General features: G+C 65.7%; 20 protein-coding genes. 10 read left to right on the forward strand and 10 right to left on the reverse strand.

Translation table 11 applies throughout. From position 1 onward, the window contains the following. Positions 1-539: 539 nt before the first annotated feature. The 3 genes from ACQP1G_RS37275 to ACQP1G_RS37285 are packed head-to-tail and all read right to left on the reverse strand — an operon-like array spanning position 540 to position 1529. On the reverse strand, positions 540-866 hold the full coding sequence (locus tag ACQP1G_RS37275) for a DUF1048 domain-containing protein (protein WP_433194370.1): 327 nt from the start codon (positions 864-866) through the stop codon (positions 540-542). A gap of 1 nt (position 867) precedes the next feature. Then, a complete protein-coding gene (locus ACQP1G_RS37280; RefSeq protein WP_433194371.1) occupies positions 868-1224 on the reverse strand; it encodes a DUF1048 domain-containing protein in 357 nt (118 codons plus the stop codon). Next, positions 1221-1529 (reverse strand): PadR family transcriptional regulator, encoded by a 309-nt coding sequence (locus ACQP1G_RS37285; RefSeq protein ID WP_433194372.1) that lies wholly within the window; start codon positions 1527-1529, stop codon positions 1221-1223. Before ACQP1G_RS37285 ends, ACQP1G_RS37280 begins: the two co-directional genes overlap by 4 nt. Positions 1530-2496: 967 nt before the next feature. Here ACQP1G_RS37285 and ACQP1G_RS37290 point away from each other — a divergent pair. Together ACQP1G_RS37290 and ACQP1G_RS37295 are read left to right on the forward strand one after the other, a co-directional pair. Then, on the forward strand, positions 2497-3213 hold the full coding sequence (locus ACQP1G_RS37290; RefSeq protein ID WP_433194373.1) for a hypothetical protein: 717 nt from the start codon (positions 2497-2499) through the stop codon (positions 3211-3213). 62 nt (positions 3214-3275) lie between these two features. Continuing rightward, positions 3276-3800 (forward strand): tetratricopeptide repeat protein, encoded by a 525-nt coding sequence (locus ACQP1G_RS37295; protein WP_433194374.1) that lies wholly within the window; start codon positions 3276-3278, stop codon positions 3798-3800. 171 nt (positions 3801-3971) lie between these two features. Here the strand turns inward: ACQP1G_RS37295 and ACQP1G_RS37300 are convergent, their stop codons facing one another. Both ACQP1G_RS37300 and ACQP1G_RS37305 read right to left on the reverse strand, forming a co-directional pair. Further along, on the reverse strand, positions 3972-4214 hold the full coding sequence (locus ACQP1G_RS37300; protein WP_433194375.1) for a hypothetical protein: 243 nt from the start codon (positions 4212-4214) through the stop codon (positions 3972-3974). A gap of 654 nt (positions 4215-4868) precedes the next feature. After that, complete coding sequence (locus tag ACQP1G_RS37305; protein WP_433194376.1) at positions 4869-5243, reverse strand: cupin domain-containing protein; 375 nt, start codon at positions 5241-5243, stop codon at positions 4869-4871. 76 nt (positions 5244-5319) lie between these two features. Between ACQP1G_RS37305 and ACQP1G_RS37310 the strand changes: the two genes are divergently transcribed. From ACQP1G_RS37310 to ACQP1G_RS37320, 3 genes are all read left to right on the forward strand, one after another. Next, positions 5320-5790, forward strand: a complete 471-nt coding sequence (locus ACQP1G_RS37310; protein WP_433194377.1) for a MarR family winged helix-turn-helix transcriptional regulator — start codon at positions 5320-5322, stop codon at positions 5788-5790. Between the two features lie 537 nt (positions 5791-6327). Beyond that, positions 6328-6969, forward strand: a complete 642-nt coding sequence (locus tag ACQP1G_RS37315) for a transglycosylase SLT domain-containing protein (protein WP_433194378.1) — start codon at positions 6328-6330, stop codon at positions 6967-6969. Between the two features lie 94 nt (positions 6970-7063). Then, entirely contained in the window at positions 7064-7375 is a 312-nt protein-coding gene (locus ACQP1G_RS37320) for a hypothetical protein (RefSeq protein ID WP_433194379.1), read from the forward strand. A gap of 1 nt (position 7376) precedes the next feature. Here ACQP1G_RS37320 and ACQP1G_RS37325 read toward each other — a convergent pair whose 3' ends face one another. Then, the gene (locus ACQP1G_RS37325; protein WP_433194380.1) at positions 7377-7841 is read right to left on the reverse strand and encodes a MarR family winged helix-turn-helix transcriptional regulator; all 465 of its coding nucleotides are present in this window, start codon (positions 7839-7841) and stop codon (positions 7377-7379) included. A gap of 58 nt (positions 7842-7899) precedes the next feature. Between ACQP1G_RS37325 and ACQP1G_RS37330 the strand changes: the two genes are divergently transcribed. Together ACQP1G_RS37330 and ACQP1G_RS37335 are read left to right on the forward strand one after the other, a co-directional pair. Beyond that, entirely contained in the window at positions 7900-8877 is a 978-nt protein-coding gene (locus tag ACQP1G_RS37330) for a pirin family protein (protein WP_433194381.1), read from the forward strand. 137 nt (positions 8878-9014) lie between these two features. Next, complete coding sequence (locus ACQP1G_RS37335) at positions 9015-9311, forward strand: excalibur calcium-binding domain-containing protein (RefSeq protein ID WP_433194382.1); 297 nt, start codon at positions 9015-9017, stop codon at positions 9309-9311. A gap of 66 nt (positions 9312-9377) precedes the next feature. Here ACQP1G_RS37335 and ACQP1G_RS37340 read toward each other — a convergent pair whose 3' ends face one another. Next, positions 9378-9599 carry a DUF3618 domain-containing protein gene (locus ACQP1G_RS37340; RefSeq protein ID WP_433194383.1) on the reverse strand — a complete coding sequence of 74 codons (222 nt, stop codon included), beginning with the start codon at positions 9597-9599 and terminating at the stop codon, positions 9378-9380. Positions 9600-9710: 111 nt separating this feature from the next. Here ACQP1G_RS37340 and bcp point away from each other — a divergent pair, with 111 nt between their 5' ends. Further along, positions 9711-10184, forward strand: coding sequence for a thioredoxin-dependent thiol peroxidase (gene bcp / locus ACQP1G_RS37345; protein ID WP_433194384.1), 474 nt, complete (start codon positions 9711-9713; stop codon positions 10182-10184). A gap of 60 nt (positions 10185-10244) precedes the next feature. Continuing rightward, on the forward strand, positions 10245-10784 hold the full coding sequence (locus tag ACQP1G_RS37350; protein ID WP_433194385.1) for a hypothetical protein: 540 nt from the start codon (positions 10245-10247) through the stop codon (positions 10782-10784). Here ACQP1G_RS37350 and ACQP1G_RS37355 read toward each other — a convergent pair. Then, positions 10781-12070, reverse strand: coding sequence for a hypothetical protein (locus ACQP1G_RS37355; protein WP_433194386.1), 1290 nt, complete (start codon positions 12068-12070; stop codon positions 10781-10783). The genes ACQP1G_RS37350 and ACQP1G_RS37355 overlap by 4 nt on opposite strands. 296 nt (positions 12071-12366) lie before the next feature. Here ACQP1G_RS37355 and ACQP1G_RS37360 point away from each other — a divergent pair, with 296 nt between their 5' ends. Then, positions 12367-12987 (forward strand): TetR family transcriptional regulator, encoded by a 621-nt coding sequence (locus ACQP1G_RS37360; protein WP_433209153.1) that lies wholly within the window; start codon positions 12367-12369, stop codon positions 12985-12987. Positions 12988-13035: 48 nt separating this feature from the next. Here ACQP1G_RS37360 and acpS read toward each other — a convergent pair whose 3' ends face one another. After that, positions 13036-13470 carry a holo-ACP synthase AcpS gene (gene acpS / locus ACQP1G_RS37365; RefSeq protein ID WP_433194387.1) on the reverse strand — a complete coding sequence of 145 codons (435 nt, stop codon included), beginning with the start codon at positions 13468-13470 and terminating at the stop codon, positions 13036-13038. Positions 13471-13560: 90 nt separating this feature from the next. Continuing rightward, positions 13561-22914 (reverse strand): fatty acid synthase subunit beta domain-containing protein, encoded by a 9354-nt coding sequence (locus ACQP1G_RS37370; protein WP_433194388.1) that lies wholly within the window; start codon positions 22912-22914, stop codon positions 13561-13563. Between the last annotated feature and the right edge of the window lie 272 nt (positions 22915-23186).

Here is a 23186-nt window from a genome sequence, read left to right on the forward strand (position 1 = left end):
TGACGTTGCGCTGGCGGTAATTCGCTGGGCGCGGCGGTGGCTCTCGCCGCCCGCTCGGCTCGCATCACGGCACGAGCATTGATCTCCCCTGCCGGTTACATCCGACTCACCGTGAACCCGAAAGTCGCTGTAGCTTCAGCTATTTGGACGCTACATCCCAGCACGGAACACACACGCGACATGCTGCGGTGGTTCGTCGCTCCCGGCGAGGAACCACCCGAGACCGAGGTGGAATGGATGACTCTCATGGCCACCAACTGTCGCACCACTCAAAGGATGAGCAGCGCCGTCGCGAAGGCAGCACATCGTTCATCGGAGCCGACCTCTATCGCGTGCTTCGATCCAACTCCCCGCCGCAGTGCGCAATCAAGGAATTCGAACCCCGGCCGCAAGTGCCATACGCCTTCTCTACAGGCACCAGACCGCCACACCCGCGGTGATCAGAGCGCCATCCGGACCACCATTCAGCACTGCTGTCGACAGTACGACGCGTGGTGGCGCTCAGACCCGAGCGCAGATGGACAGCGAGACAACGGAGATCATTTCATTCCCTTACCGACTTCCTTGCTGACGGACTCCTGATAGATGTCGGCATAGGTCCGTGAGTCTTTTATAAGGTCATCGCAGAAAGCCGCGACATCATTGCCGATGAGTTCCATGACTCCTTTGCCGGCCACGACCCCTTCCTCGAAGAAATCGCTAATCCCCGACAGCAAGCTCCCGTCGACCAGCTCGACTGGCCCGATCTTGAAAAAGTACTTCTGAATCTCCTTGTAGACAATCTGGTAATCGGGCGGGAGCGCCTTGACGCGCGCCATGTGCGCCCGCCACTCTCTCTTACCTTCGATGATGTCGCGGATGCCCACTTTATCCTCCTAGCCGGCCCAGTTTCTTTGCAACGTTCTTGTTCAGCTGCTCGCGCCACTTGTCGCGATAACTCTTTGCTCCTTCTTCGCCGGCAATCGCCGCACAGAAGCCTTTGATGTCATCGCCCAGTGCCTCGTGGACACTCTGACCATCCGACGCTGTTTCCTCGAGCAGCCCTAGAGTGCCGTCGAGAATCGGCATCAAGTTGCGGCCCGTGAAGCCCGAGTAGGGGAAGAGATGGATCTTGATCTCTTCCCACGCCGCTTGATACTCGGCCGGGAGGGCCTCGGCTCGAGCTTCGAAGGCTTTATATTCCCTGGTGAGATCGTTTCCTGTGATTGTCTCCCAGAAGTTCATTTCTCGTTTTCCTTGAGCTCATTGATGCGTGATGAGACGTATTCCCATTTCGACCAGAATGTCGCAAGCTCTTTGCGTCCCGCGTCGTTGAGTGCGTAAAATTTGCGCGGCGGGCCGACTTCGGAAGATCGTTTGGAAACATCGACCAGTCCATTTTTCTCCAACCGCAGCAGGATGGCGTAGATCGTCCCTTCGATGACGTCTGCGAAACCGAGTTCATTCAGCCGACGCGTGATGGCGTAACCATATGTCTCCTCGGTGTCGATGATCTCGAGGACGCAGCCTTCGAGCGTACCTTTCAGCATCTCCGTCAAATTGTCCGTAGCAGACCTCTTTCGATAGAAATACGCTATTCAGTGTCACTGAGTACCACTAGACTGTAACACAGAGTAGATGCAGAGACACCCCTCGCCCGACTCGGAGGGGTCACCGCGGAGCGGCCGTCGATCCCATGCGCGACCGAGAGTCCGCGGCAGGCCAGGGATTCCGGTCGTCGGCGACATGCGTCGCCGCAGCAGCTACAACCTCCGGCGACGGGTTGCTCCCGAGGCCACACAACACTCGCCGCGCGCCGGTACCAGCGATCCACCGTGTTGTCTTCGAGCCAGACCACCCGCGACATGCTCGGCCGAGGCGACCAGTAGGACACGAGATGACATTGTCGAATTCTTTGAATATAGAAGGCTTTTCGAGACACGCCACCTCGCTCCACAGCAGGAGCAATCGTGCGACGCGGTCGCATCCAATCGATTCGGGCGTCGTCGAACGCCGCTGAACGGTCGAGGATGGTCGCGACCGCGTGGCGGAACACGAACCTGGTCGGAATCGAGATGTTGCCACGCCCCAACGGTTCGCGTCCCGATCGTGCCGCGGTTCGAGCCGGTCGTTACGCTGCCCAAAGAATCTGCTGAACAAGATCGTGGGGGGCGTATGCGATTGGGATCCAGAGCCTTTCGTATTGCAGCCATTGGTGCTGTACTGCTGGCATTCCTATGTGCCTGTGCGAGTAGCACACCCGATCCGACGGCCACCGGCGCGAGGGCTACCGACGCCACCGCCTTCGGGACTGCGCCGGAGATCGGGCGCGGCGTGGCGCCAGCGACACCGAGCAGAGTTTATCGCGGCCGAGTCCAGCCGCAAGGATCCCAGGCCAGGCTCGATGCGTTCGACGAACTGCGCGCGATCGATCCATGCGATCTGCTCGATACCGCGGCCGTAGCCGAAGTCGGATCCGCGCGCATCATGCCAGCCCAAGGACTTGATCGCTGCGTCGTGTCCTTCGAAGACCTATTGCCCGAGACCAAAACATCCGCGATCTTTCTCGACATCTCCGTCGGCACACCGACGGACCGTCTACCGGACGGAGCGCAGCGGATCGAGGTGGCCGGACGTGACGCCATCCAGGCCGTCACTGACGGCGGATGTGCGATCGCGGTGACGATCAAGCAGATCGACGACGGTTTGAAGACACTACTGATGTTCTCGGAGATGGTCGGCAATGGCGGCCGAGCCAATTGTCCAGCGCTGGAGAAGCTCGCCCAGTCTTCGGTGCGCATTTTCGACGGCGGCCCCAGCCGCCGCGACGCCGCGACGTTCGACCCGTGCGCCGGTCTCAGCGGTGTCGGCGAGGGACACACGCCATACCTGGACACCAAAACCTTTCTGTACGAGTGCGACTTCACTCTCGACGATCCGAAGCTCTACTCCGCCGCTCAGAGAATCGAACTCAGCTACGAGTCCCGGCGCCGAGCCACAGACGCTTCGTATCCACTCAGCGACGGCGATCGAAGAGTCCGGATCGATGGAGTCCCCGCCATCGAGAACACCAGCGGAGGCTGGTGCAGGATCATCGCTTTCGTCGGACTGCTCCTTCCCGCCCCCAAGCGTGCGGCTCCCTATGACCTGATGGCCGTGGAAGTCCGAAGCAACTCATGTGACCTCGCGGTACCCACGGCGGAATCGGCCATTGCGATCTTCCGGATGAACTGACCGCGGCGGGGATCCGCTGAAACCAGCTGAGCAACTAGCCTTTTCGACCGTACAGTGGACGAATGAGCATCGTCTCGGAGTACGAGAAACTGATCGCCGACCAGACTCGCCTGCTGGGGGCCGATCATCCCGACACCTTGACCACCCTGCGTCGGCTCGCCGAGTTCCGTTTCGACTGCCGCGATTACCCGGGCGCAACCCGCGACTATGGGCAACTGCACGCGGCACGGGCGCGCGTCCACGGAGCCGACCACCCGGACACGCTGAATGCGTTGTACAACCTTGCCACCTGCCGTGCGCTGACAGAGGACCTCGCCACCGCGATCGCCGACTACCAGCAGTTGTACGACGCGCGAACCCGCGTGCTCGGCGCCGACAGCCCAGACACGCTCCGAGCGCTCAGTGCTCTCGCCAGCTGCCGGGCGGACGCCAACGACCACGAAGGCGCCACCGCCGACTACCAGCGACTGCTCGATGCGCGAACCCGCGTGCTCGGCTCGGAGCACGAAGAAACCCTGCGCACCCGCGGAAACCTGATCTACCAGCAAAGCCAGTTGATTTTGGCGCAACAGCAAACGCCGGGCTAGTGCGCTATCGCCAATTACGGCGACCAGATCGGGTAGGCACCCACACTGACCAGGCGTTTTCCGGTTGCCATGTTTGTCCTGCCAAGGGCACAAAACCTGTGACCCGTTTCCACAAGTCAGCAGACGCCTCTAGGCTCGCCGACCCACTACCAACTTGCCGGTCAGGACGACCTAATCCACGCCCCGATCGAACGGTTTCAGAGCAACGATGCCCGGATGGTCCAGTCGAGCAGTCAATTTCGCTTCACGCTCGAACCGACGTCGCAGTTCGCCGGTGGCCATCAGATGAAGATGCAGAATCCTCAGAGCGACCATTCGGTCCAGCCGATCATCATGAGCCAGATAGACCGAGCCCATTTCGCCGTGGCCGAGACTCGATCTCGGGACCTGAGCACGCACCAGAACCGATTCCACGGGTGGAGCCCCCTGTCACCCTGAACCTGTGTCCAGGCGCGGATACGAGGTGCGACTGCGTATCGCAGACCCTCCCGAAAACCGCAGGTCGTCATCGTTCTCATATGCGACACGCCCCGCAGGGCACCATGAAGTTGGGGCCGATTGCCCAACTCCTGCAGGGCATTGCGATCCCTCAGGCGGCATACGTACCCACGATGACCAGGCGTTCTTCAGTTGCCCATGTTTTGCGCGCCCTGCCGAAGGCACCAACCTGCGACACACCACCCGAATGTGCCTCGAGGCCAGACGCTCATTGGACGGAACACCGTTTGGATTGCGTCACAGGAGCGACACAGACTCAACCCACCCACGATTACCCCAAACTTTCCGGGTGACTGCGCGTGATTCTGCGTGACCAAGTACGCAGTGCATTTCAACATAACCGCAGGTAAGGCAGTCACGTAGGATTGCCCGTGATCAGGGGTGAACGCAGAAAACCCCGAACCCTTAACAGCGGGATCGGGGTTCGAGTCCCTGCGCACCACCAGCAAAATCCCCCCATTCGGCAGTACGCAGCATGGGGGGATTTTCTGTTGGATCAATGTGGTACCGCACCGCCGTCGAAGCGATAACACCGGGTGTGTCGTCGGACACGTACCCGGTCGGCGGCGATCAGCTGACCCACGGCGGATTGATGATGGTCCCGTCGAGCAGTTCACCCTGGAAGCCGACCGGAACGGTCACCACGAGGGTGGCGGTTTCGGTTCCGGTGTTGTCGAGGTTGATGATCGAGCCCGCGGGGGCCACGGCGGCATCGCCCACCCGCAATTCCTCCGGCTGACCGTCGATGGTCAGGGTCACCACACCCGCGATGATCACGAACGCCTCTTCTCGTAAAACCTTGTGCGGCATACCTTTCAAACCCGGGGGCACCTGGATCTGCCAGACGCACAGTTCGGCGCTGCCCGTGCCGGGACGGATGTAGGAGGTGAATCGGGTGCCGTGCAGTTCGTGGGTTTCGGCCTCGGCGGCACGGGTTACAGGCATGTCTTACTCCTCTATTTGGTCAAGCAGATTGACTATATAGTCAAGCAAATTGCCCATCTGTGTCAAGATGTCAGTCATGTCGGATCTGAAACCCGCCTCGAGCCTGCGGCCCGGACAGGATCTCGCGCTGCTACTGCTGGCCGCAGGAGCGGCGGCGACCGACGCCATCCATGCGGGAGTGGTCGCAGCCGGATTCGCCGACGTACGGCCGACACATGGGTTCGCATTCGTTCGGCTCGCACCGAACGGTGCGACGGTCGGCGAGCTGGCCGAACATCTGGGAGTGACCAAACAGGCCGCCAGTCAGCTGGTGGACGAACTTGTGCGCAAGGGCTACGCCGAACGCAACGCACATCCCGACGATGCCCGCGCGCGACTGATCACCCTCACCGCTAAGGGATGGGCCTGCACACGCGCGGCAGATGCCGCAGCGGCGAATTTCGCCGACCAGTGGGCGTCCGTTTTGGGCGATTCCACGGTGGCCGAATTGCGTAACAGTTTGACCCGCGTGGTGGCCCCTGGACGTGTCCGTCCGGCCTCATGGTGACCAAATTGAGACAAAGTGGCCTGCGTTACTAGGAAAATTCAGTGACCTACGCCACATCCGGTTTAGCGGCAAACTCCCCGCATACGGGGCCTTTCGCGGAGTCCGACCAGGGCTTTCCAAGATCGGCAACCCCGCCCATTCACTATTCGTTTACCTTGCGTTAACCAGTCGTGACCAAGCTGAGACCAGATCACGAACAGACCCGAGGTTTGGGTTAGACCGAAGAACGATCCACACACATTCGGAAAACGACCGCAACGGCAAATGTGTTCACCTGCCGCGGTCGCTGGAGATATCAGCGGCATCACAGTCCGTGACCGCATTCTCCCCGCACGATAGCGGCACCCGCCGGGAACCGAACCCGGGTGGCTCTTACCGCGTCGGGCGCCAGGGCTCCGCCTGGCCTTCACAACAAAACCCGAAAACAGCATACGGAACCGATTCATTCGGGTTGCCCACCGGGTGCCCCGTTGGAGATCCGCGCTGCCCGTACCGGGCCGGATCCCCTATGGAAACGATCAAGGAACTGATTTCGCAATGCTCGACAAACGCCTCCCCTCCTTCCGCCGCCTTTCGCTCCGTGACAGTGTCGCCCTCGCGGTGGCCGCAGCCGGTGTCATCGCCGTTGGCACCTCCTCCGTAGTCGCGCTGGCCGACGACAGCGTTCCGTCGCGCATTGCCATGGTCGCCGAGGAACAGCCCGCCCCCGCCGCCGCACTTGCGGCCGCCCCCGTGGACGCCCCCGCGGCCACGCCGGTTGACGCCCCGGCTATTCCCGCGCTGCCCGCGCTGCCCGCGCTGCCCGAACTGCCGCCGGTGCCCGGACTGACCCCGCCGCCGCCCCCTGCCCCGATCTACTCCGACGATCTCGATGGCTGGATCCACCACGCCCTCGACGTCATGGCCGCACAGGGCATTCCGGGCAGCTACAACGGCATCTACCGCAACATCATGCGCGAATCCGGCGGCAACCCCCAGGCCATCAACCTCTGGGACTCCAACGCCGCCGCTGGCATCCCCTCCAAGGGCCTGCTCCAGGTGATCGACCCCACCTTCAACTCCTACCACGTCGAAGGCACCGCCTGGGACATCTGGGACCCGGTGGCCAACATCACCGCCGCCTGCAACTACGCGGCCCACCGCTACGGCTCGATGGACAACGTCAACTCGGCGTACTGATCCACGACTTCTCGACAACGCCTCCCCGCCCGACGGCGGGGAGGCGTTGTCGTAGGGTCGACGCAGACCAACCACCATCGATGTGGACTGCGCCATGACCGATTACGCCCACTCCGACCACGCGTCGAAGAGCCGCGCCGAGAAGGCGCGCCGCCTCGCGACCTATATCTGGGATCGCGGCATCACCGGGGCCGAACTGCTGGACATGCCCGCGGCGGTCCGCCGGAAGCTGGCGCGCGCCGCCGAGACGAATCCGCCGAGTACCGACGAAACCTGGACGAGCGTGGGTCACCTGCTCGACGAGAAGGACATCTGGGCCGCTCGTCATCCGAATCATCCTGCGGCACAACGCAATCACACCGACGAAAAGCTGCTGTGGGTGAAGCCGCCGATCACACCGTGGTGATTCAGTAGCCTAGCTCGGTATCGCGCTCGGCCTCGGTGACCACCTTGTCGGCCAGTGACCGCAATGCCCGCGCCTCCACGGGTGTCATCGGATCGACGAAGATCCGGCGCACCAGTTCGACATGGTTCGGCGCCGCCTTTTCCAGCACCTTACGACCCTCCGGCGTGAGTTCGACCAGGATCCCCCTGGCATCGTCCGCGGCCGGGCGACGGTCGACAAGTCCGCGAGAAGCCATGCGCGCCAAGTGTTTCGAGAGCCTACTTTTCTCCCAGCAGACCTCGGCGGCCAACTCTTTGGCACGCAGGCAGCCGCCGGGGGCCGCGGACAGCGGCACCAGCAGTTCGTAGTCGGCGGTGGACAGGCCGTCCTGGGCCAGCCCGGCCGATAGCGCCGCGTCCAGCCGCTGGCGTAGCCGGATAAAGGCCTGCCAGCTCTCCTGCTCGTCATCGTTCAGCCATCGGACCACGGGAATGATCCTAGCCATCCTTTGGTTGACATGGACACCAACCACTCAGGAGGTGCCCATGCCAGCCATCACCGTCCCCGACATCATGGTGCTGCCACGACTGCCCCGCCCCACCGATTCCACGCGTGAACGGAAGGTCGCCGGTATCAGCACCGCACCTGAGCAGCGCGAGGGCGCGGGCTTCGAGGTGCGCCGACCGTTCCCCAGTATGGATGTGCGCTCGGCCGATCCGTTCATCCTGCTCGATCAGATGGGCCCGGTCGCCTACGAGCCGTACGAGGCCAAGGGTGCGCCGTGGCATCCGCATCGCGGCTTCGAAACCGTCACCTATGTCATGGACGGCACCATGGTGCACCACGACTCGAACGGCGGCGGCGGCGTCATCAGCGAGGGCGATACCCAGTGGATGACGGCCGGATCCGGCATCCTGCACGACGAGCTGCCCGCCGAGGAGCTGGTCATCGCGGGCGGCTGGTTCCACGGCATCCAGCTGTGGGTCAATCTGCCGCGCGCACAGAAGATGGCCGCCCCGCGCTATCAGGATCTGCGCAGCGCTGAGCTGACGCTGGTCAGCTCGCACGACGGTGGCGCCTTGGTGCGCATCATCGCGGGCGAGATCGGCGGCTTCGACGGACCCGGCTCGACCTATACCCCGATCTCGTACGCACACGCCTCCATTTCACCGGGCGGACAACTGGAAACCCCGTGGCCGCAACGGTTTACCGCAATGGCGTATGTGTTGTCCGGTAGCGGAACGGTGGGTGCCGAGCGCCGACCGGTCAGCGAAGGACAACTCGCCGTCTTCGGTCCGGGCGATTCGATCACCGTCGCCGCGGATGCGGTGCAGCACAACCGGACCGGCGATCTGGAGGTACTGCTGCTCGGTGGCCAGCCGATCAAAGAGCCTGTCGTGCAATACGGTCCGTTCGTCATGAATACCCGTGCCGAAATCATCCAGGCCATGGAGGATTACCAAGCCGGGCGGATGGGGAATATTCCTGCCGAACACTTGGCGGGTAAGCGTCTCGGCGAGTGACGGCGATAGCGGTGATGTTCCCCTAATTCCCCTAATTGTCCGGCGGCGCGGTTGACAACGGAGCGGCCCGTCACAACAGTGGATGCGGCGTCTCCCCCTGGGCGCCAATCCACCGCAGCACACAAACAGAGGAATATATGAACGTTCGCGCGCTCACCGTCAGCGTTGCCATCGCGGGACTGACCTTCCTAGCCGCGCCCGCAGCCCTGGCCGACGTCCCCTCCGGTTCCGCAGGAACGGGCTCGTCCGCAATCGATACCGGTTCGGCCGCGACCGGCTCGGCAGGTATGTCCCAGACCGGCTCGGCCGGTGGTGCATTCGCCAACTGCGATGAGGCCCGTGCCGCCGGACGGGCACCGCTGTTCCGCGGGGAGCCGGGCTACGGCCCGCACTTGGATCCGGACGGCGACGGCTTCGCCTGCCCGACGGTCTGATAGCCCTGAAACGCAGAACACCCGGTGTGGCAGACCTTTTGCCACACCGGGTGTTGTCGTTTCGGCTCAGCGGAAGATCTTGAGCAGTACCAACCCGACGGCCACAGCGGCCGCACCGATCAGGCTGTACTTCACCTTCGGCTCGTTCAGCTTCGCCAGCACGATGTGCTTGGTGTCATCGGCGATGCGCTGCGGATCGGCCCGCACGGCGATTTCGTCGAGCGTGCTCGCGAGCCGTGTCCGCGCGGCCTCGATCTCCCGCTCGATCTGCTCGGTATCCCTCGCCACGTATGTCCTCCTGTGTCAGATGTGCCGCGAACGCGCTCGCCGACGAGTCTAGCCAGCCGCACCGCGTCGGTGCGGGCTCGATTGTCGGGACATTCGATTACCGTGCAAGGCGTGACCGACAACCAACGACTCTCCCCCGGCGATCCCGCCCCCGATTTCACCCTGCCCGACGCCGACGGCAAGAACGTGTCGCTGTCCGATTACCGCGGCCGCAAGGTGATCGTCTACTTCTACCCCGCCGCGAGCACCCCCGGCTGCACCAAACAGGCCTGCGATTTCCGCGACAACCTCGCCGACCTCGAGGGCGCGGGTATCGAGGTCATCGGCATCTCCCCGGATAAGCCCGCCAAGCTGGCCAAGTTCCGCGATGCCGAAAAGCTCACCTTTCCACTGCTGTCAGATCCGGATAAGTCCGTACTCACCGCATGGGGCGCATTCGGCGAGAAAATGATGTACGGCAAAACCGTCACGGGCGTCATCCGCTCCACCTTCCTGGTCGACGAAGCGGGCAAAATCGACGTCGCCCAATACAACGTCCGCGCCACCGGCCACGTCGCCAAACTTCGGCGCGACCTGTCGGTGTAGACCTACGTCTCGAACGAGCGCACGAACTGTTCGCAGCAGCCGATCCACACCGAACCGCAGATGGCCTTCTCCGCAGGTCGTCTCCTCCAGGTCGAAGGCCTGCTGCGATATGGCCAGGGGCCGACGCCAGGGGCGCTGCGGGTCGATCGCGCGGCCATCTACCAGTCCGTACTCGGCGCTGGCCACTACTCGCTGGCCGGCCGCGTACGCCCGATCACCTACAGCGAAACGTTCAGCACCGGTTGTAGTTTCACCGGTTCGGGCACCCCGGTTCCGGCGAATGCGAACAGCCCGACATCCAGCCAGGCCATATTCCGCGGCCCCACCGGGATCGACCCACCACGGGTGTTGTCCGATCATGCGGAACTCCGCCCACGCCCAGGCATCCAGGCGGACCCGCCAGTTCGGATCGTCGAGCAGTTCCGGGGGGCCGACCACGCGATCGGATACCAGCTCGCTCAGCGGGGGTGTACGGGGATCGCGGTGCTCGGGTATGTCGCGGCGGGCGCGCTGTTCCGGTGTCGGACGGCGGATCGAGCTCCACATAGCGAAAGGTCCGGTGCCACTGGGGCACCGGACCTGCTATGCGATTTCTGCTAGGTGGTGGGCTGCAATTGCTGGGCCGCCCATTGCACGAGCATGCGGAAGTGGTTGTCCCACCAGTGGTAGAACTCCGGGGTGAAAGCCGCTGGGGGTGGGGATTCACCGGGGAAGAGCATGGAGCCGTTGGGGGCGCCGACCTTTGCGGTGGGGCCGGGTATGCCTGAGCCGGGGACCTGTTGCTGTGGCAATACCCCCGCTTCGTTTTCGTGCTCGTACACATCGAAGGGGGCCAGGGCGAGCGGCTGCTGTGTGCCCCAGCGTTGCATGCTGTACGGGGGTACTTCGCCCAAGTCGAAGTGGGCCGCCGTTGGGTCGGAGGAGGATCCGGCGGCGGGTTGCCGGGCGTCCGGTCGATCGAAGGGGTAGAGGTTCGGCTGGACCGAGGAGCCCGCGCTGGAGCCGCTGGCCGATCCGGTGCCATCGACCGCCCGGGCGTCCGCGGTGACTCGCGCAGCCGCGGTGACCGATGTCGCGCTCCGCGACGAGGTGTTCGTCACGTAGAGACCGCCCGCGACCAGTCCGCCCGCCAGCACGCTGGCCGCGGCGACCAGCGCCGCGGTGCCGTGGGAATGCCTGGCCTCCTCGACCGGCTCACCCGGACCTTCCGCATCGGACATGGCGAACAGCGCCGCACCGACCGCCGTCGCGGATGTCGCGATCTTGCACGGGATAATCGGCGCACCGAATCCGCCCATTGCCGTGGCCACCGCCCGCCCGCTCGCACCCGAGCCGATCAGCACGACCGCGTCCGGCCGAACCGTGGCCGCCTCGAACTGATCCCACGCCGCCGCGGTGGCGGCGTCCAGCGCCGCCGCGGTGGCCGCGCCCGACTGGCTCGTCGCGGCCAGCACCCGGCTACGCCTGCGGTCGACCAGCGTGAAAGCCTGGTGTCCGGGGACGACCTCGCCGATGAGCAGATTGTCGAATTCGTTGAGCCAGGTCATGACTCCGGCCACACTCAGGTGTGCGGCCTTCGCCGACACCAGCGAGGCGGTCTGCCACCGCCCGCATGCCAATTCGGTGACGATCGCGCGGCGCTCGGCGGCATCGCGGTAGGCGACCGCCGTACCACAGATCTCCTGGTCCGGCCCGATCTCCGCGGCGAGGCTCTCCATCGCCGTCTCGACCGCGACCGCCAGGTCCGCCTTGGATTCGCCACGGGTTTTCACCACCCGTTGGAACAGCACGCGTTCGGGTAGTTTCTCGCCGCCGTCGGCGAGGGCTACCGCGTGAACGGCGCCGCGTTCGGTGGAAACGCCTAGTGTTACGGATCGAGCTGCCACTGATCACGCCTTCCCAGTGCATTTGCCGAGCTCACGAGCTTGCCGAAACCCCTGAGCCCCTTGGATTCCCCGGCCCTGAATGTGCGTTGTGATGCACGCACGCTCGGTTATGTGTTCGGGGCCATCTCAGTCTTGGATGGGTGATGAAATGTGACAGTTCTTAACACGCAGATACCATGCGCGTGTCGCACGCGTGTCGATACCGCTAGCCTTGATACGTGGATGTACGCACGGAGGCCAGGTCGAAGCGACGTCTGGACCCTGCGTTGGACCTGCAGGACGACCCGCAGGAGCTCATGCCCCGGCGCAGGCCTACCCAGGAACGCAGCAAACGCAAGTTCGATGCCCTCTTGCAGGCTTCCCGGGAATTGCTCGTCGAGGTCGGGTTCGAATCGTTCACCTGTGAAGAGGTGGCAGCGCGGGCCGAGGTGCCGATCGGCACGCTGTATCAGTTCTTCGCCAACAAATATGTCATTGTCTGCGAGCTGAATCGCCAAGACCTCGTTGCCGTTTCCCAGGAGCTCGCCGATTTCCACGGCGAGATCCCGTCACTGGACTGGTTGCGGCATATGAACCAGTTCGTCGACCACCTGGCGAATCTGTGGATGACCGACCCGTCCCGACGCGAGGTCTGGCTGGCAATGCAGTCGACTCCGTCCACCCGGGCCACCGGCGCGATCCACGAAAAGGAGTTCGCCGAGGTCGTCTCGCAGATGCTGCGTCCATTGACCCCGCGCACCCCCCGCGCGCGCCGCACCATGATGGCCGAGGTTCTGGTCCACGTCGTCTACTCGATGCTGAATTTCTCCGTCCAGGACGACCAGAGCAACACCGAGGCCGTCTCCGAACTCAAGCGCCTCATGGTCGCGTACCTGATGGTCGCCGAGAAGGAATCTCGCACCGCCAGCCAGAAATGACCCAGCAACCGGGCATCCGTAGTACGGGGCCCGGCGTGCCGGTTCGGATTATGTCGCTTCGCGACCTTCGATGAGGTCCGCGAGTTCGCCCGGATCTTCCAGGACAACCATGGCGGCGGCGGTATCCCCATCATGGGTCAGCGAGAGGTGAACCCTTGCGCGGGGCAGGAATTCGGCGGCCAGGCCGTGTAGTTTGATGCTCGGCCGCCCCCAGGCGTCGTTGACGACCTCGATGAGAGGGTACGGATTGTCACCGATCTGTGGGCGGCGCGCGAAACGCGATGTCGCCCAAGCCTTCAGCACCGCCTCCTTCGCCGCCCAGCGTGCGGCGTAACTGCGTGCCGGATCGGTACCCTTGCTCTGACAGTAGCGCCGCTCACCGGCGGTGAAACTCTCCCGGAGCATGGTGGTTCCGGACCGTTGCAACTGTTCGGCGAACTCGGAGATGGTCACCAAGTCCAAGCCGATCCCCAGGATGGTCAATGCGTCGCCGCTCCTCAGCCCAATAGCTCAATGAAACTCAGAGTGCGGCCGCCGTAGCGGCCGCACTCTGCACGGTAGTGGCCGTAGCCGCTATCCCATAGACCCACCGGCATCGAGTTGCCCCAGGATCACTGCCCCGGTGCCGCAACCCGCGCCGTCGGCCCGATAGGTGCCGCTGCCGGACAGGCGCGCGTCGGGCGAGAGCAGCACGTCCGCCTCCAGTTGCCGCTTCTGCTCGGACGGCGTGCCATCGCCACCGAGACGCCGGTCGGCCGGCCGCTCGTACAGCGGGGCACCGCCGCACATGGCCTCGGCGAACCGCTGCCGTCCGGCGAGCTGACGCTCCTGCGCCCTGCGCTGGTACTCCTCGCGCCGACCCGGCTCGATCGCCTGGATGAACGCCTCCGGATGCACCACCGCGAGCAGACCCGAGACGTGACCGAAGCCGAGCGAGGTCAGCAGACCGGCCTTGAGCGGGAACCGATCACCGAAGCGCAGCGGTTCGCGCGCCCACACCAGATGCGGGTAGGCCTGCATCTTGTCATCGACGCAGTCCAGGCTCCGATTCGGCGGCACGACACTGTTTTCCAGCACCTGGCACAGGCCGATCAGCTGGAACGCGGCCGCACCACCCTTGGCGTGCCCGGTCAGGCTCTTCTGCGAAACCACGAACAGCGGTGCGCCTTCGGAACGTCCGATGGCCGTGGCCAACCGCTCGTGCAGTTCGGACTCGTTCGGGTCGTTGGCCGCTGTCGAGGTGTCGTGCTTGGAGATGACCGCGATATCGTCCGGTGCCACACCGAGTTTGCGCAGTTCGGCGGCGAACTTGGATTCGCGGCCGCCACGCCCCGCACCGAGCGCGCCGAGTCCGGGCGCCGGGATGGAGGTGTGCACACCGTCCGCGAAGGACTGCGCGAAGGCGACCACGCCGAGCACCGGCAGGCCCATTTCCACCGCCACGTCGCCGCGGGCGAGCAGCACGGTGCCACCGCCCTGCGATTCCACGAATCCGCCGCGGCGGCGGTCGTTGGCGCGGGAGAAGTACCGATCGCTGATGCCCTTGGCGGTCATGACCGCCGAATCCGCGGTGGCGGACATATCACCGAAGCCGACGATGCCCTCGATGCCGAGATCGTCGAAGCCACCGGCGACCACCAATTCGGCCTTGCCCAAACGGATCTTGTCGACGCCCTCTTCCACCGACACCGCGGCCGTTGCGCAGGCCGCCACCGGATGCACCATCGCGCCGTAGCTGCCGACGTAGGACTGCACCACATGTGCGAGCGCGACGTTGGGCAGCGCCTCCTGCAGGATATCGTTCGGGCGCGGCTCACCGAGCAGGTTGTCGATGTAGAGCGAGCGCATCGAGGACATACCGCCCATACCGGTGCCCTGGGTGTTGGCGACCAGGCTCGGATGCACCCAGCTCATCAGCTCGGCCGGACTGAAACCGGAGCTGATGAACGCGTCCACGGTGCAGACGATGTTCCACAGCGCGACCCGGTCCACCGAGGCGGCCATATCGGCGGAGATGCCCCAGATGGTGGGATCCCAGCCGGTCGGGATCTGACCGCCGACCGTGCGCGACAGCTTGGCCTTGCGCGGCACCCGAATCTCGGTGCCCGCCTTGCGGATCACCTGCCAGTCACCGGCATCCGGGACCGGCGTGATCACCGTGTGCTCCGGATCCGCGGCGTAGAAGGCGCGCGCCTCGGCCTCACCGCCGACCGTGAAGGTCAGATCCTGGTCGAGGAAGACCGAAGTCATCAGCGGCGCGGCATTGTCGATCATGGCGCCGTCGTCCTGGTAGCGACGCACACCGCAGCGGGCGACGACCGCGTCGTGGTACTTCTCGGCCAGCTCGTGTTCGGGGACATAGTCACCGGACTCGGTGTCGTACCAGCCGGGCTTGGGCTCGTTCTCCCAGGTCACCATGCCGGTGCTCCAGGCGAGTTCCAGCACGCCCGCGGCCGAGAGCTGGTCTTCGACCTCCATTTCGAACCGGGTGCGCGCCGATCCGTACGGGCCGAGCTCACCGGCGCCGACGATGACGACCATATCGGCGAGATCGGCAGTGACCGTACCCCATTCGGGCACCGGCAGCACCGAACTCATGGTCGGCGGTGCCGGCAGCGCCGAGATCGTCGCCGCCGCAGCGGCTTCCTCGCTTTCGGCCGCGGCGGCCTCCTGGGCCTGCTTGGCCAGCGTGGGCAGGTCGAGCTTGGCCCGGCCGAGTCCGCCGGTGAGGTCGATCTGCTGCGGTCCGGCGACGGTCACCTGGCGGGCTCGCGAGGTGCACCACTTGAGCAGCTCCTCGGCCATCTCGGTGGTGGACCAGGTGTGCACGCCGGCCTTCTCGACCGCCGCCACCATCGGATCGTTGTGGCCCATCAGTCCGGTGCCGCGCACCCAGCCGATCATGGCGTGTACCAAGGTAACTCGGCTGGACCACGACTTCTCGACCCGCCACTTGCCGACGACGGCGTCGAGCGCGGCCTTGGACTCGCCGTAGGCGCCGTCGCCGCCGAACATACCGCGGTTGGGCGAACCCGGAAGCACCACATGCAGTTTCGCGTCGACGTCATGGTCGGCGCCGATCTTGGACAGCCCACCGATGAGCCGCTCGACCGACCAGAGCAGAACCCGCATCTCCATTTCGGCGCGAGCGCCCGCATCGGAGAGATCACCGGCGACCCGCGGCGCCGCGAACGGCAGCAGGAGAGTCGGCGTCATCGCGTCCTTGGTCTTGACCTTCGCACCGCCCGCATTGTCGACCTGTTGGGCGCCGACCCAGTCGATCAGCGCGTCGACATCCTGGTAGGAGGCCATATTCGCGGGGACGACCCACAGTGCGGCACCGTGGCGCGCGTTCTCGCGGTAGAGCTCGCGGTAGAAGCCCAGCCGCTCGTGATCGAGGCTCGAGGTGGTGACCACCACGGTGGCGCCGCCACCGAGCAGTCGACCGGCGGCCGCCGCTGCGATGGATCCCTTACTGGCACCGGTGATCACGGCGATATCCGAGGACCACAGGCCGGATTCTTCGGTGCTCAGCGCCGCCTCAGCAATGCGCTCGTACAGTCCGGCGAGCACCGAGCGGGCTTCGTGCTTGGCCTTCTCACGCCACCAGTTGGCCTGCGCCGCAACGGCTTCGCCCGCACCGAGGTAGCCGTGCACCGGACCCTCACCGGAGCCGATGTCATCGAGCAGCCACAGCTTGGCCAGATCTTCGCGCGCGGTCGCCCAGCGGTCGTCGATCAGCACCGCCTTGCGTGGGTCGAAGGCGGGCGCGACCAGACGCGGCCAGTCCGAACCCAATTCGGCCGAAACCAGATCGACCAAGGTGTCGTCGGTGGCCTCCGGTGCCGATGCCTGCTCGGTCAAGCCGAGCTGGTCGAGCACGACACGGGCGGCCGTGGCCAGTACGCCGTCTCGACCGGTGATCTGCTCGGTGAACTCGCCGAGTGCCGCGGCGTCCACGGTGGCGCCGCCACCGCCGCCCGCACTCGGCAGCGACACCGCGACACCGCGACGGGCCGCGACGGCCTGTACCGCGGCGTCGATGGCCGCGTCGACCGAGGCGGCATCGCTTACACCAGCGACCAATCCGCCGAGATCGCCGCCGCGCACGCTGACACCCTCGCGGGTGCCGAGCGACAACTCGGCGGTGACATGGTTGGCCCAGCCGTCGCCGAGTTCCCAGACCTTCTTGACGCGCTCGGCGATCGCGGCGGGCCGCTTGCCGGACGGGCCGAAGATCTTGCGCAGGTGATCACCGATGGCATCGGAGAGTACTGATCCGAACGGCTTATAGGTGCGTGCAAGTCGCTCGACCGTGGCGGAGAGCGCGCCCATATCGGCGTCGGCCGCGCCGTCGATCGCGCCGAGCGACAGCTCGGAGCCGAGGTCGACGAGCAGCTGGTTGCGCCGCGACGAAACGCCGTCGCAGAGACCCTCGATGGTGTCGACCGGGCCGATCTGATCCAGCCGCAGCTTGGTCCACAGCGCGATGAGCACGCGAGTGGCGTCGGCCGCGGTGAACGCGATGTCGTCCGGACGCGGACCACCCGAGCTCGCGACCGGGGCCGCAACCGGCGCCGCGGCGACCGGCGTTGCGGCCGAAGCGGTTTCGACCGGCTCGTCGGCGGGTTCGTCGACGGGTGCGGGATCGGTGTCGGTCGAGTAGACGATCGCGGCCTCGCGCTCGATATTCAGCACCTCGACGGTGACGGTGCCGAAGGCGGGCAGCTTGAGGGTCTGGCTGGCCAGGTTCGCCACGGTCGGGGTGGCACCCAAACCGATTTCGACGAACCGCTCGACGCCGAGTCCGCCGCGCGCGGCATCGGTGAACAGCAGGTCCTGGGTCTCGATCCAGCGGACCGGGCTGGCGAACTGCCAAGCCAGCAGTTCGATCAACACCACTCGGCACAGTTCGGTCGGACGCGCGGCCCAGCTGTCGAAGTCGGCGAGCACGGCGGCCAGCGGCTCCGAGGGCACCAGATCGGCGATCTCCTGGATGAATGCTCGCTCCAGTGAGAACGGCTTGGGCACCAGGTTCGGAATGTAGTGTCCGATAAGGATTTCCGGGTGCAGATCGGCGGGCAGCAGCTGTTCGAGCTTGTGCCGGAACTCCGGAACACCCTCGCGCAGCACAGTGGAGTGGAACGGCACATCGATGCCGGGAACCAGGATGAACGCCCGCTTACCACCGAATTCGGCACGGCGGCGGTCGATTTCGGTCTCCAGCGCCTCGAGCCCCTTGACCGTGCCCGCGATCGCGTACTGCGAACCGCGCAGATTCAGGTTGACGACCTCGAGGAATTCATCGACGCTCTCGCCGATACCGGAGACGAAGCCGACGACCTCGTCATCGGGCAACCCGATCTGCGACGGCCGGATCGCGGCCATCCGATAGTCGCTGCGGCCCTGTGCATCGCGGGGCACCAGCTCGTGCATGGCCGAACCGCGCTGGAAGACGACCTCGAGCACCGCCTCCAGCGGCAGCACACCGGCGACGGCAGCGAGTGCGTTGTACTCACCGACCGAATGTCCGGCCAGCATCGCGCCCTCGACGAAGGCACCGGCCTCGCGCAGCTCGGCGACCTGGGCGACGCCGAGCACCGCCATGGCGACCTGGGTGAACTGGGTCAGGTGCAGGACACCGTCCGGGTGCCGGTGCTCGACACCGCGCGCCTTGAGGTAGGTCGGGTTGTCCCGGACCACGGCCAGGATGGAGAAGCCGAGTGCCGCACGGGTGTGCTTATCGGCGCGCTCCCAGATTTCCTTGGCGGCCTTCGAGCGGGCGCGAGCGTCCAGGCCCATGCCCTTGCGCTGAATGCCCTGACCCGGGAAGGCGTAGACGGTCTTCGGTGCGGCGGTGCGACCGGTTGCGGTCATCACCAGCTCACCGTCGGTCCGGCAGGAGACCTCGATGATTTCGCTGCCCGCGTCGGCCGCGACCCGCTCGACGCGCACGTCGATCTCCGCGCCGGGGCGGACCATTCCCAGGAACCGGGTGGTCCACGCGGTCAAAGTCCGTGCCGGAGTCGAGCTTTCGGGATCAACGGCGGAGACGGCGTGCTGCGCGGCGGCCGAGAGCCACATGCCGTGCACGATCGGGCTGCCGAGCCCGGCCAGTTTCGCGGCGGAATCGCTGGTGTGGATCGGGTTGTGGTCACCGGAGACCTCGGCGAAGGCGTTCATGGCGCGCGGCGCGACCATGGTGACGTCGCGGCGACGCCGACGCGGGGTGTCGGTGGCCGCATCGGAAACCGCACCGGCCGCGCGCGGCGGATCGGTCAGTTCACCCGCGCCATTGCGGCCGCGAATGGCAAAACGTTCGGTGAGGCGAGCCAGCGGCACCACATCGAGGCCCTGATCGCGCATTTCGCCGACGGTGACCTCGACCTCGACCACACGACCGAGGTCGGTATCGACCACCGACTTCGACTCCGCGCGGACGACGAGAATGCTCGTCGTGCGCGGCAACTCGCGCAGCAACTCGATCTGATGATCGAGATGCACCAGATCCAGCATGCCCTCGATCACCGAATCCGCGCCCTCGGTGCGCGAGGCGCCGAGCACCGCGAAGACGGTTGGCCAGCACGCGCCGACCAGGACGTCGGGCACGGTACGGCCGAGCGTGCTCAACGATTCGGGCAGGCCCGAGCCGGTGACGCCAGCGTGATCGGCGATGAGGTCCGGGGTCCACGCCAGGTTGATGTGCGCGACCCTGCCCTTCACCTCCGGCAGCGCTTGGCCCGCCGCGACCGCGAGCAGTGCGGACATGGCGGTGTCGGCATCAGTTTCGGTGATGACCGGAGCGCCGCCGTTGTAGAGCGAGGACGGAACGGTGATGCGAATCCGGATGCGCACGGCGTCCCGGCCGGCCAGCGGAACGGTCAGCTCGACATAGGAATGATCGGCATCCGGCCCAGTGGTTTCGGTGATCGTCGCGCCGGTCGGCGGATGCAGCGCGCCCTTATCGTCGACGGTCCACGCGGCCAGATCGCCGAGGCGGTGGATCGGGTTGATGGTGGTGCGGCCGGACCATTCGACATCCGGCGCGGCCAGTACCGCGTCGATCGGACCGGTGGTCACGCCCGCGGTGCGCCGCGCGTCGACGGCGACCGGTGCTACGCCCGCACGAACCAGCGAGAACGCGGTGTCCTGCTCGAAGCGGTCCAGCAGTTCGCCGACCGGCTCGTCGACGCGGGTGATGCCAGCGACCGACACCGTGCCGGGGATGATGCAGACCTGATCGGCCGAGTAGCGCGGATCATGGGCCTGCCACAGCGAATCCGAGCGCCACCAGCGGCGCACATCGCGGTCCACCACGGGCACGAAGTTCACCGGCTTACCCGGGGTCTTGCACAGGCTGACGAAGAACGGCACATCCGCCGGATGCAGCACGGTCTGCGCGGCGGCCGGGTACTGCTGCTTGAGCGTGCACAGCGCGTCGACCGGATTCTCGAAGACCTCATCGGATTCGAACAGCGTCGGGATCGCGCCGCGATCGGCCGGATGCAGCCGGGATTCGGTGCGGCGCATCATTTCCGCGAACCGGTCGCGCCAGGTGATGTCGAGCCACAGTGAGCGGGTGGCGTCGAGGAAGGCGTCGCCGAGGTCGCTGCCGCAGTCGAAATCCTTGCGGCGATCCAGGCCGACGGCCAATTCGACGTAGCGCTCCAGCCACTCGAGATAGGTCATGCTCACCACATCGCCGAAATATGGCTTGGCCGTGCCGTTCAGCGCGGCGATGATCTCCTCGCGGCGCTCGGCGACCGCGTCGGCGTCACCGGCGACCTCGTCGAGCAGGCGGCCGGTGCGCGAGGCCGCATTGTCGATCTCGTGGATATCGGCACCCAATTGGCTACGGCCGGAAGCCATTCCGCCGGTCGCGGTACCCGCACCGACCCAGTCCGGGGTGCCGGGTGTGTCGACGAGCAGTTGCTTGACCTCGGGTGCGGTAGTGGCCTCCAGCGTGGCCATGGCGGCCGTGCCGACCAGCACGCCGTCCAGCGGCATCACCGGATAGCCGTGCGGCACAGCCCATTCGCCGGTCAGATATTCGGTGGCGCGTTCCGGGGTGCCGATGCCGCCGCCCACGCAGACCACCACATTGGCGCGATTGCGCAGTTCGGCGTAGGTCTCCAGCAGCAGGTCGTCGAGGTCCTCCCAGGAGTGGTGGCCACCGGCCCTGCCGCCTTCGATGTGCATGATCACCGGGTAGTCCGGCACCTCGTCGGCAATGCGCAACACCGCGCGGATCTGGGCCACGGTGCCCGGCTTGAACGCCACGTGGGTAATGCCGACCTCGGTCAGTTCCGCGATCAGCGCGACGGCTTCTTCCAGTTCGGGAATGCCCGCGGTGACGATGACGCCGTCGAACGGCGCGCCCGCCGCCCGGGCCTTCTGCACCAGGCGCTTACCGCCCAACTGCAGCTTCCACAGGTACGGGTCGAGGAACAGCGAGTTGAACTGCACCGTGCGACCCGGGTGCAGCAGCGTCTTCAGTTCCGCCACCCGGTCGGCGAAGATCTGCTCGGTCACCTGACCGCCACCGGCCAGCTCGGCCCAGTGGCCCGCATTCGCCGCCGCCGCAACGATTTTCGCGTCGACGGTGGTCGGGGTCATGCCCGCGAGCAGGATCGGTGAGCGACCCGTCAGCTTGGTGAACGCGGTCTCCACCACGACGCGGCCGCTGGGCAGGCGCACCGGCCGCGGCGCGAAGGCCGACCACGGCTGGGCGACCGTGGGCGCGGCACCCGGGGTCAGCAGGCTGCGCTGACCCGCACGGGTCGCGGCCGCGACGATACCGACGCCGGTGCCCTTCAGCGAGCCACTGGTGAGCCTGCTGAGCAGATCGCCGGGGCCCATATCGAGAATCCACTGCGCGCCAGCGGCGACGACGCCGTCGACCGCCTCGACCCAGTCGATCGGGTCGACCAGGATCTCCCTGGCCAGAGCGCCCGCCAGTGCCGCGTCCAGACCGCACTGGGACGCCCAGCCGCTGACGATGTCGACGGTATCGGCGAGTGCGGGGTGATGGAATGCGACATCGACAGCCAGATCCTCGAAGACCGGCGCGAACACCGCTCCACCGCGCGACTTCGCATCTCGCTCACGGGTTTGCTCGTCATGGATCTGAGCGCACCGCTGACGCACGCGCTCCAGTTGGGTCGGCGTCCCGGAGAGCACCGCGCGGCGACGACCGTTGCGAATCGAAACCACTGCCGCCGCGGCGGGGTCCACCCCAGCGGACACCTCGGCCACCACCGTGCTCAGGTGTTCGGGATCGACATTCGATACCGCGACCATCGACGAGCGCTCGCCCACCGGCATCAGACCGCGCCGACGCGCCACCAAACCCGCTGCCGCACCGATCATTTGGGCGATGGCGAGGAGTTCGGCGTCGCGCTGTCCCCCGGCCTCCACCGAGGTCGCGGCCAGCCGGCCCTGGGAATGTCCGACGATCGCGACCGGCGCGTGTTCGTTCGAATCCAGACCTTGCAGTCGCAGTGCGCGCATGGCGGCCACCTGCGTCAGGAATACGCCCGGCATCGACACCGCGGCCGACCGCAGCACCTGCTCCGAGGGCGCACCCGAGACCTCGGCCTCATCACCATCGGCGAGCTCGTTCTCGAGCATCCAGCCGATCGGGTCGAAGCCGACCGGGCGCACCACGAGCAGTTGCGGCGCAACGGGTTCCAGCAGCGCGGCCGCCTCATGAACCAAGGCGGTCAGCTCGGGCTCCAGCGCGGCATCCCGCCCGATCTCCTCCAACTCACCCAGCCAGCGGGCTCCCTGCCCACCGAACGCCAGCGCGTACGGCGTTCCGCCCAGCAGTCGATCCAACAGCGGGGCCCTGGATCCCCCCTGCTGTGGCACCCCAACCACTTTCGGGCTCTGTCCGGTTCCGGCCGCAGTGCTCTCATTGATCGTCAAGACGCTTCGACTTCCTTCTCCTGGCGACATGCCGTCGAGACACGCCGCTCCCTCCGGTGCGCAGGTGTTCCTCACCAATGAGCCCTGATGTCCGCAAGGATTCCAGAAAATCATGAGGAAATCCTCACGTTTGCCCCCCGGCATCGGCCTTACCCTCGAGTATTTCCGTACATCCGTACCAGAATGCCCAGAAACATGACCCTCCCTCATGTTCAAAGCCGCTGGTCTACCTGGTTACCAACGCGTACGAAACATGAGCACTCCTCATGTTG

Source organism: Nocardia sp. CA-107356 (assembly GCF_050946365.1).
In the GTDB taxonomy this organism is placed as follows: domain Bacteria; phylum Actinomycetota; class Actinomycetes; order Mycobacteriales; family Mycobacteriaceae; genus Nocardia.

Bases quoted from the DNA above. Each gene is read 5' to 3' on its own strand.
- ACQP1G_RS37280 (WP_433194371.1), bottom strand. From the start codon at position 1,224: ATGAACTTCTGGGAGACAATCACAGGAAACGATCTCACCAGGGAATAT.
- ACQP1G_RS37285 (WP_433194372.1), bottom strand. From the start codon at position 1,529: ATGCTGAAAGGTACGCTCGAAGGCTGCGTCCTCGAGATCATCGACACC.
- ACQP1G_RS37295 (WP_433194374.1), top strand. From the start codon at position 3,276: ATGAGCATCGTCTCGGAGTACGAGAAACTGATCGCCGACCAGACTCGC.
- ACQP1G_RS37305 (WP_433194376.1), bottom strand. From the start codon at position 5,243: ATGCCTGTAACCCGTGCCGCCGAGGCCGAAACCCACGAACTGCACGGC.
- ACQP1G_RS37310 (WP_433194377.1), top strand. From the start codon at position 5,320: ATGTCGGATCTGAAACCCGCCTCGAGCCTGCGGCCCGGACAGGATCTC.
- ACQP1G_RS37315 (WP_433194378.1), top strand. From the start codon at position 6,328: ATGCTCGACAAACGCCTCCCCTCCTTCCGCCGCCTTTCGCTCCGTGAC.
- ACQP1G_RS37320 (WP_433194379.1), top strand. From the start codon at position 7,064: ATGACCGATTACGCCCACTCCGACCACGCGTCGAAGAGCCGCGCCGAG.
- ACQP1G_RS37330 (WP_433194381.1), top strand. From the start codon at position 7,900: ATGCCAGCCATCACCGTCCCCGACATCATGGTGCTGCCACGACTGCCC.
- ACQP1G_RS37335 (WP_433194382.1), top strand. From the start codon at position 9,015: ATGAACGTTCGCGCGCTCACCGTCAGCGTTGCCATCGCGGGACTGACC.
- ACQP1G_RS37350 (WP_433194385.1), top strand. From the start codon at position 10,245: ATGGCCTTCTCCGCAGGTCGTCTCCTCCAGGTCGAAGGCCTGCTGCGA.
- ACQP1G_RS37360 (WP_433209153.1), top strand. From the start codon at position 12,367: ATGCCCCGGCGCAGGCCTACCCAGGAACGCAGCAAACGCAAGTTCGAT.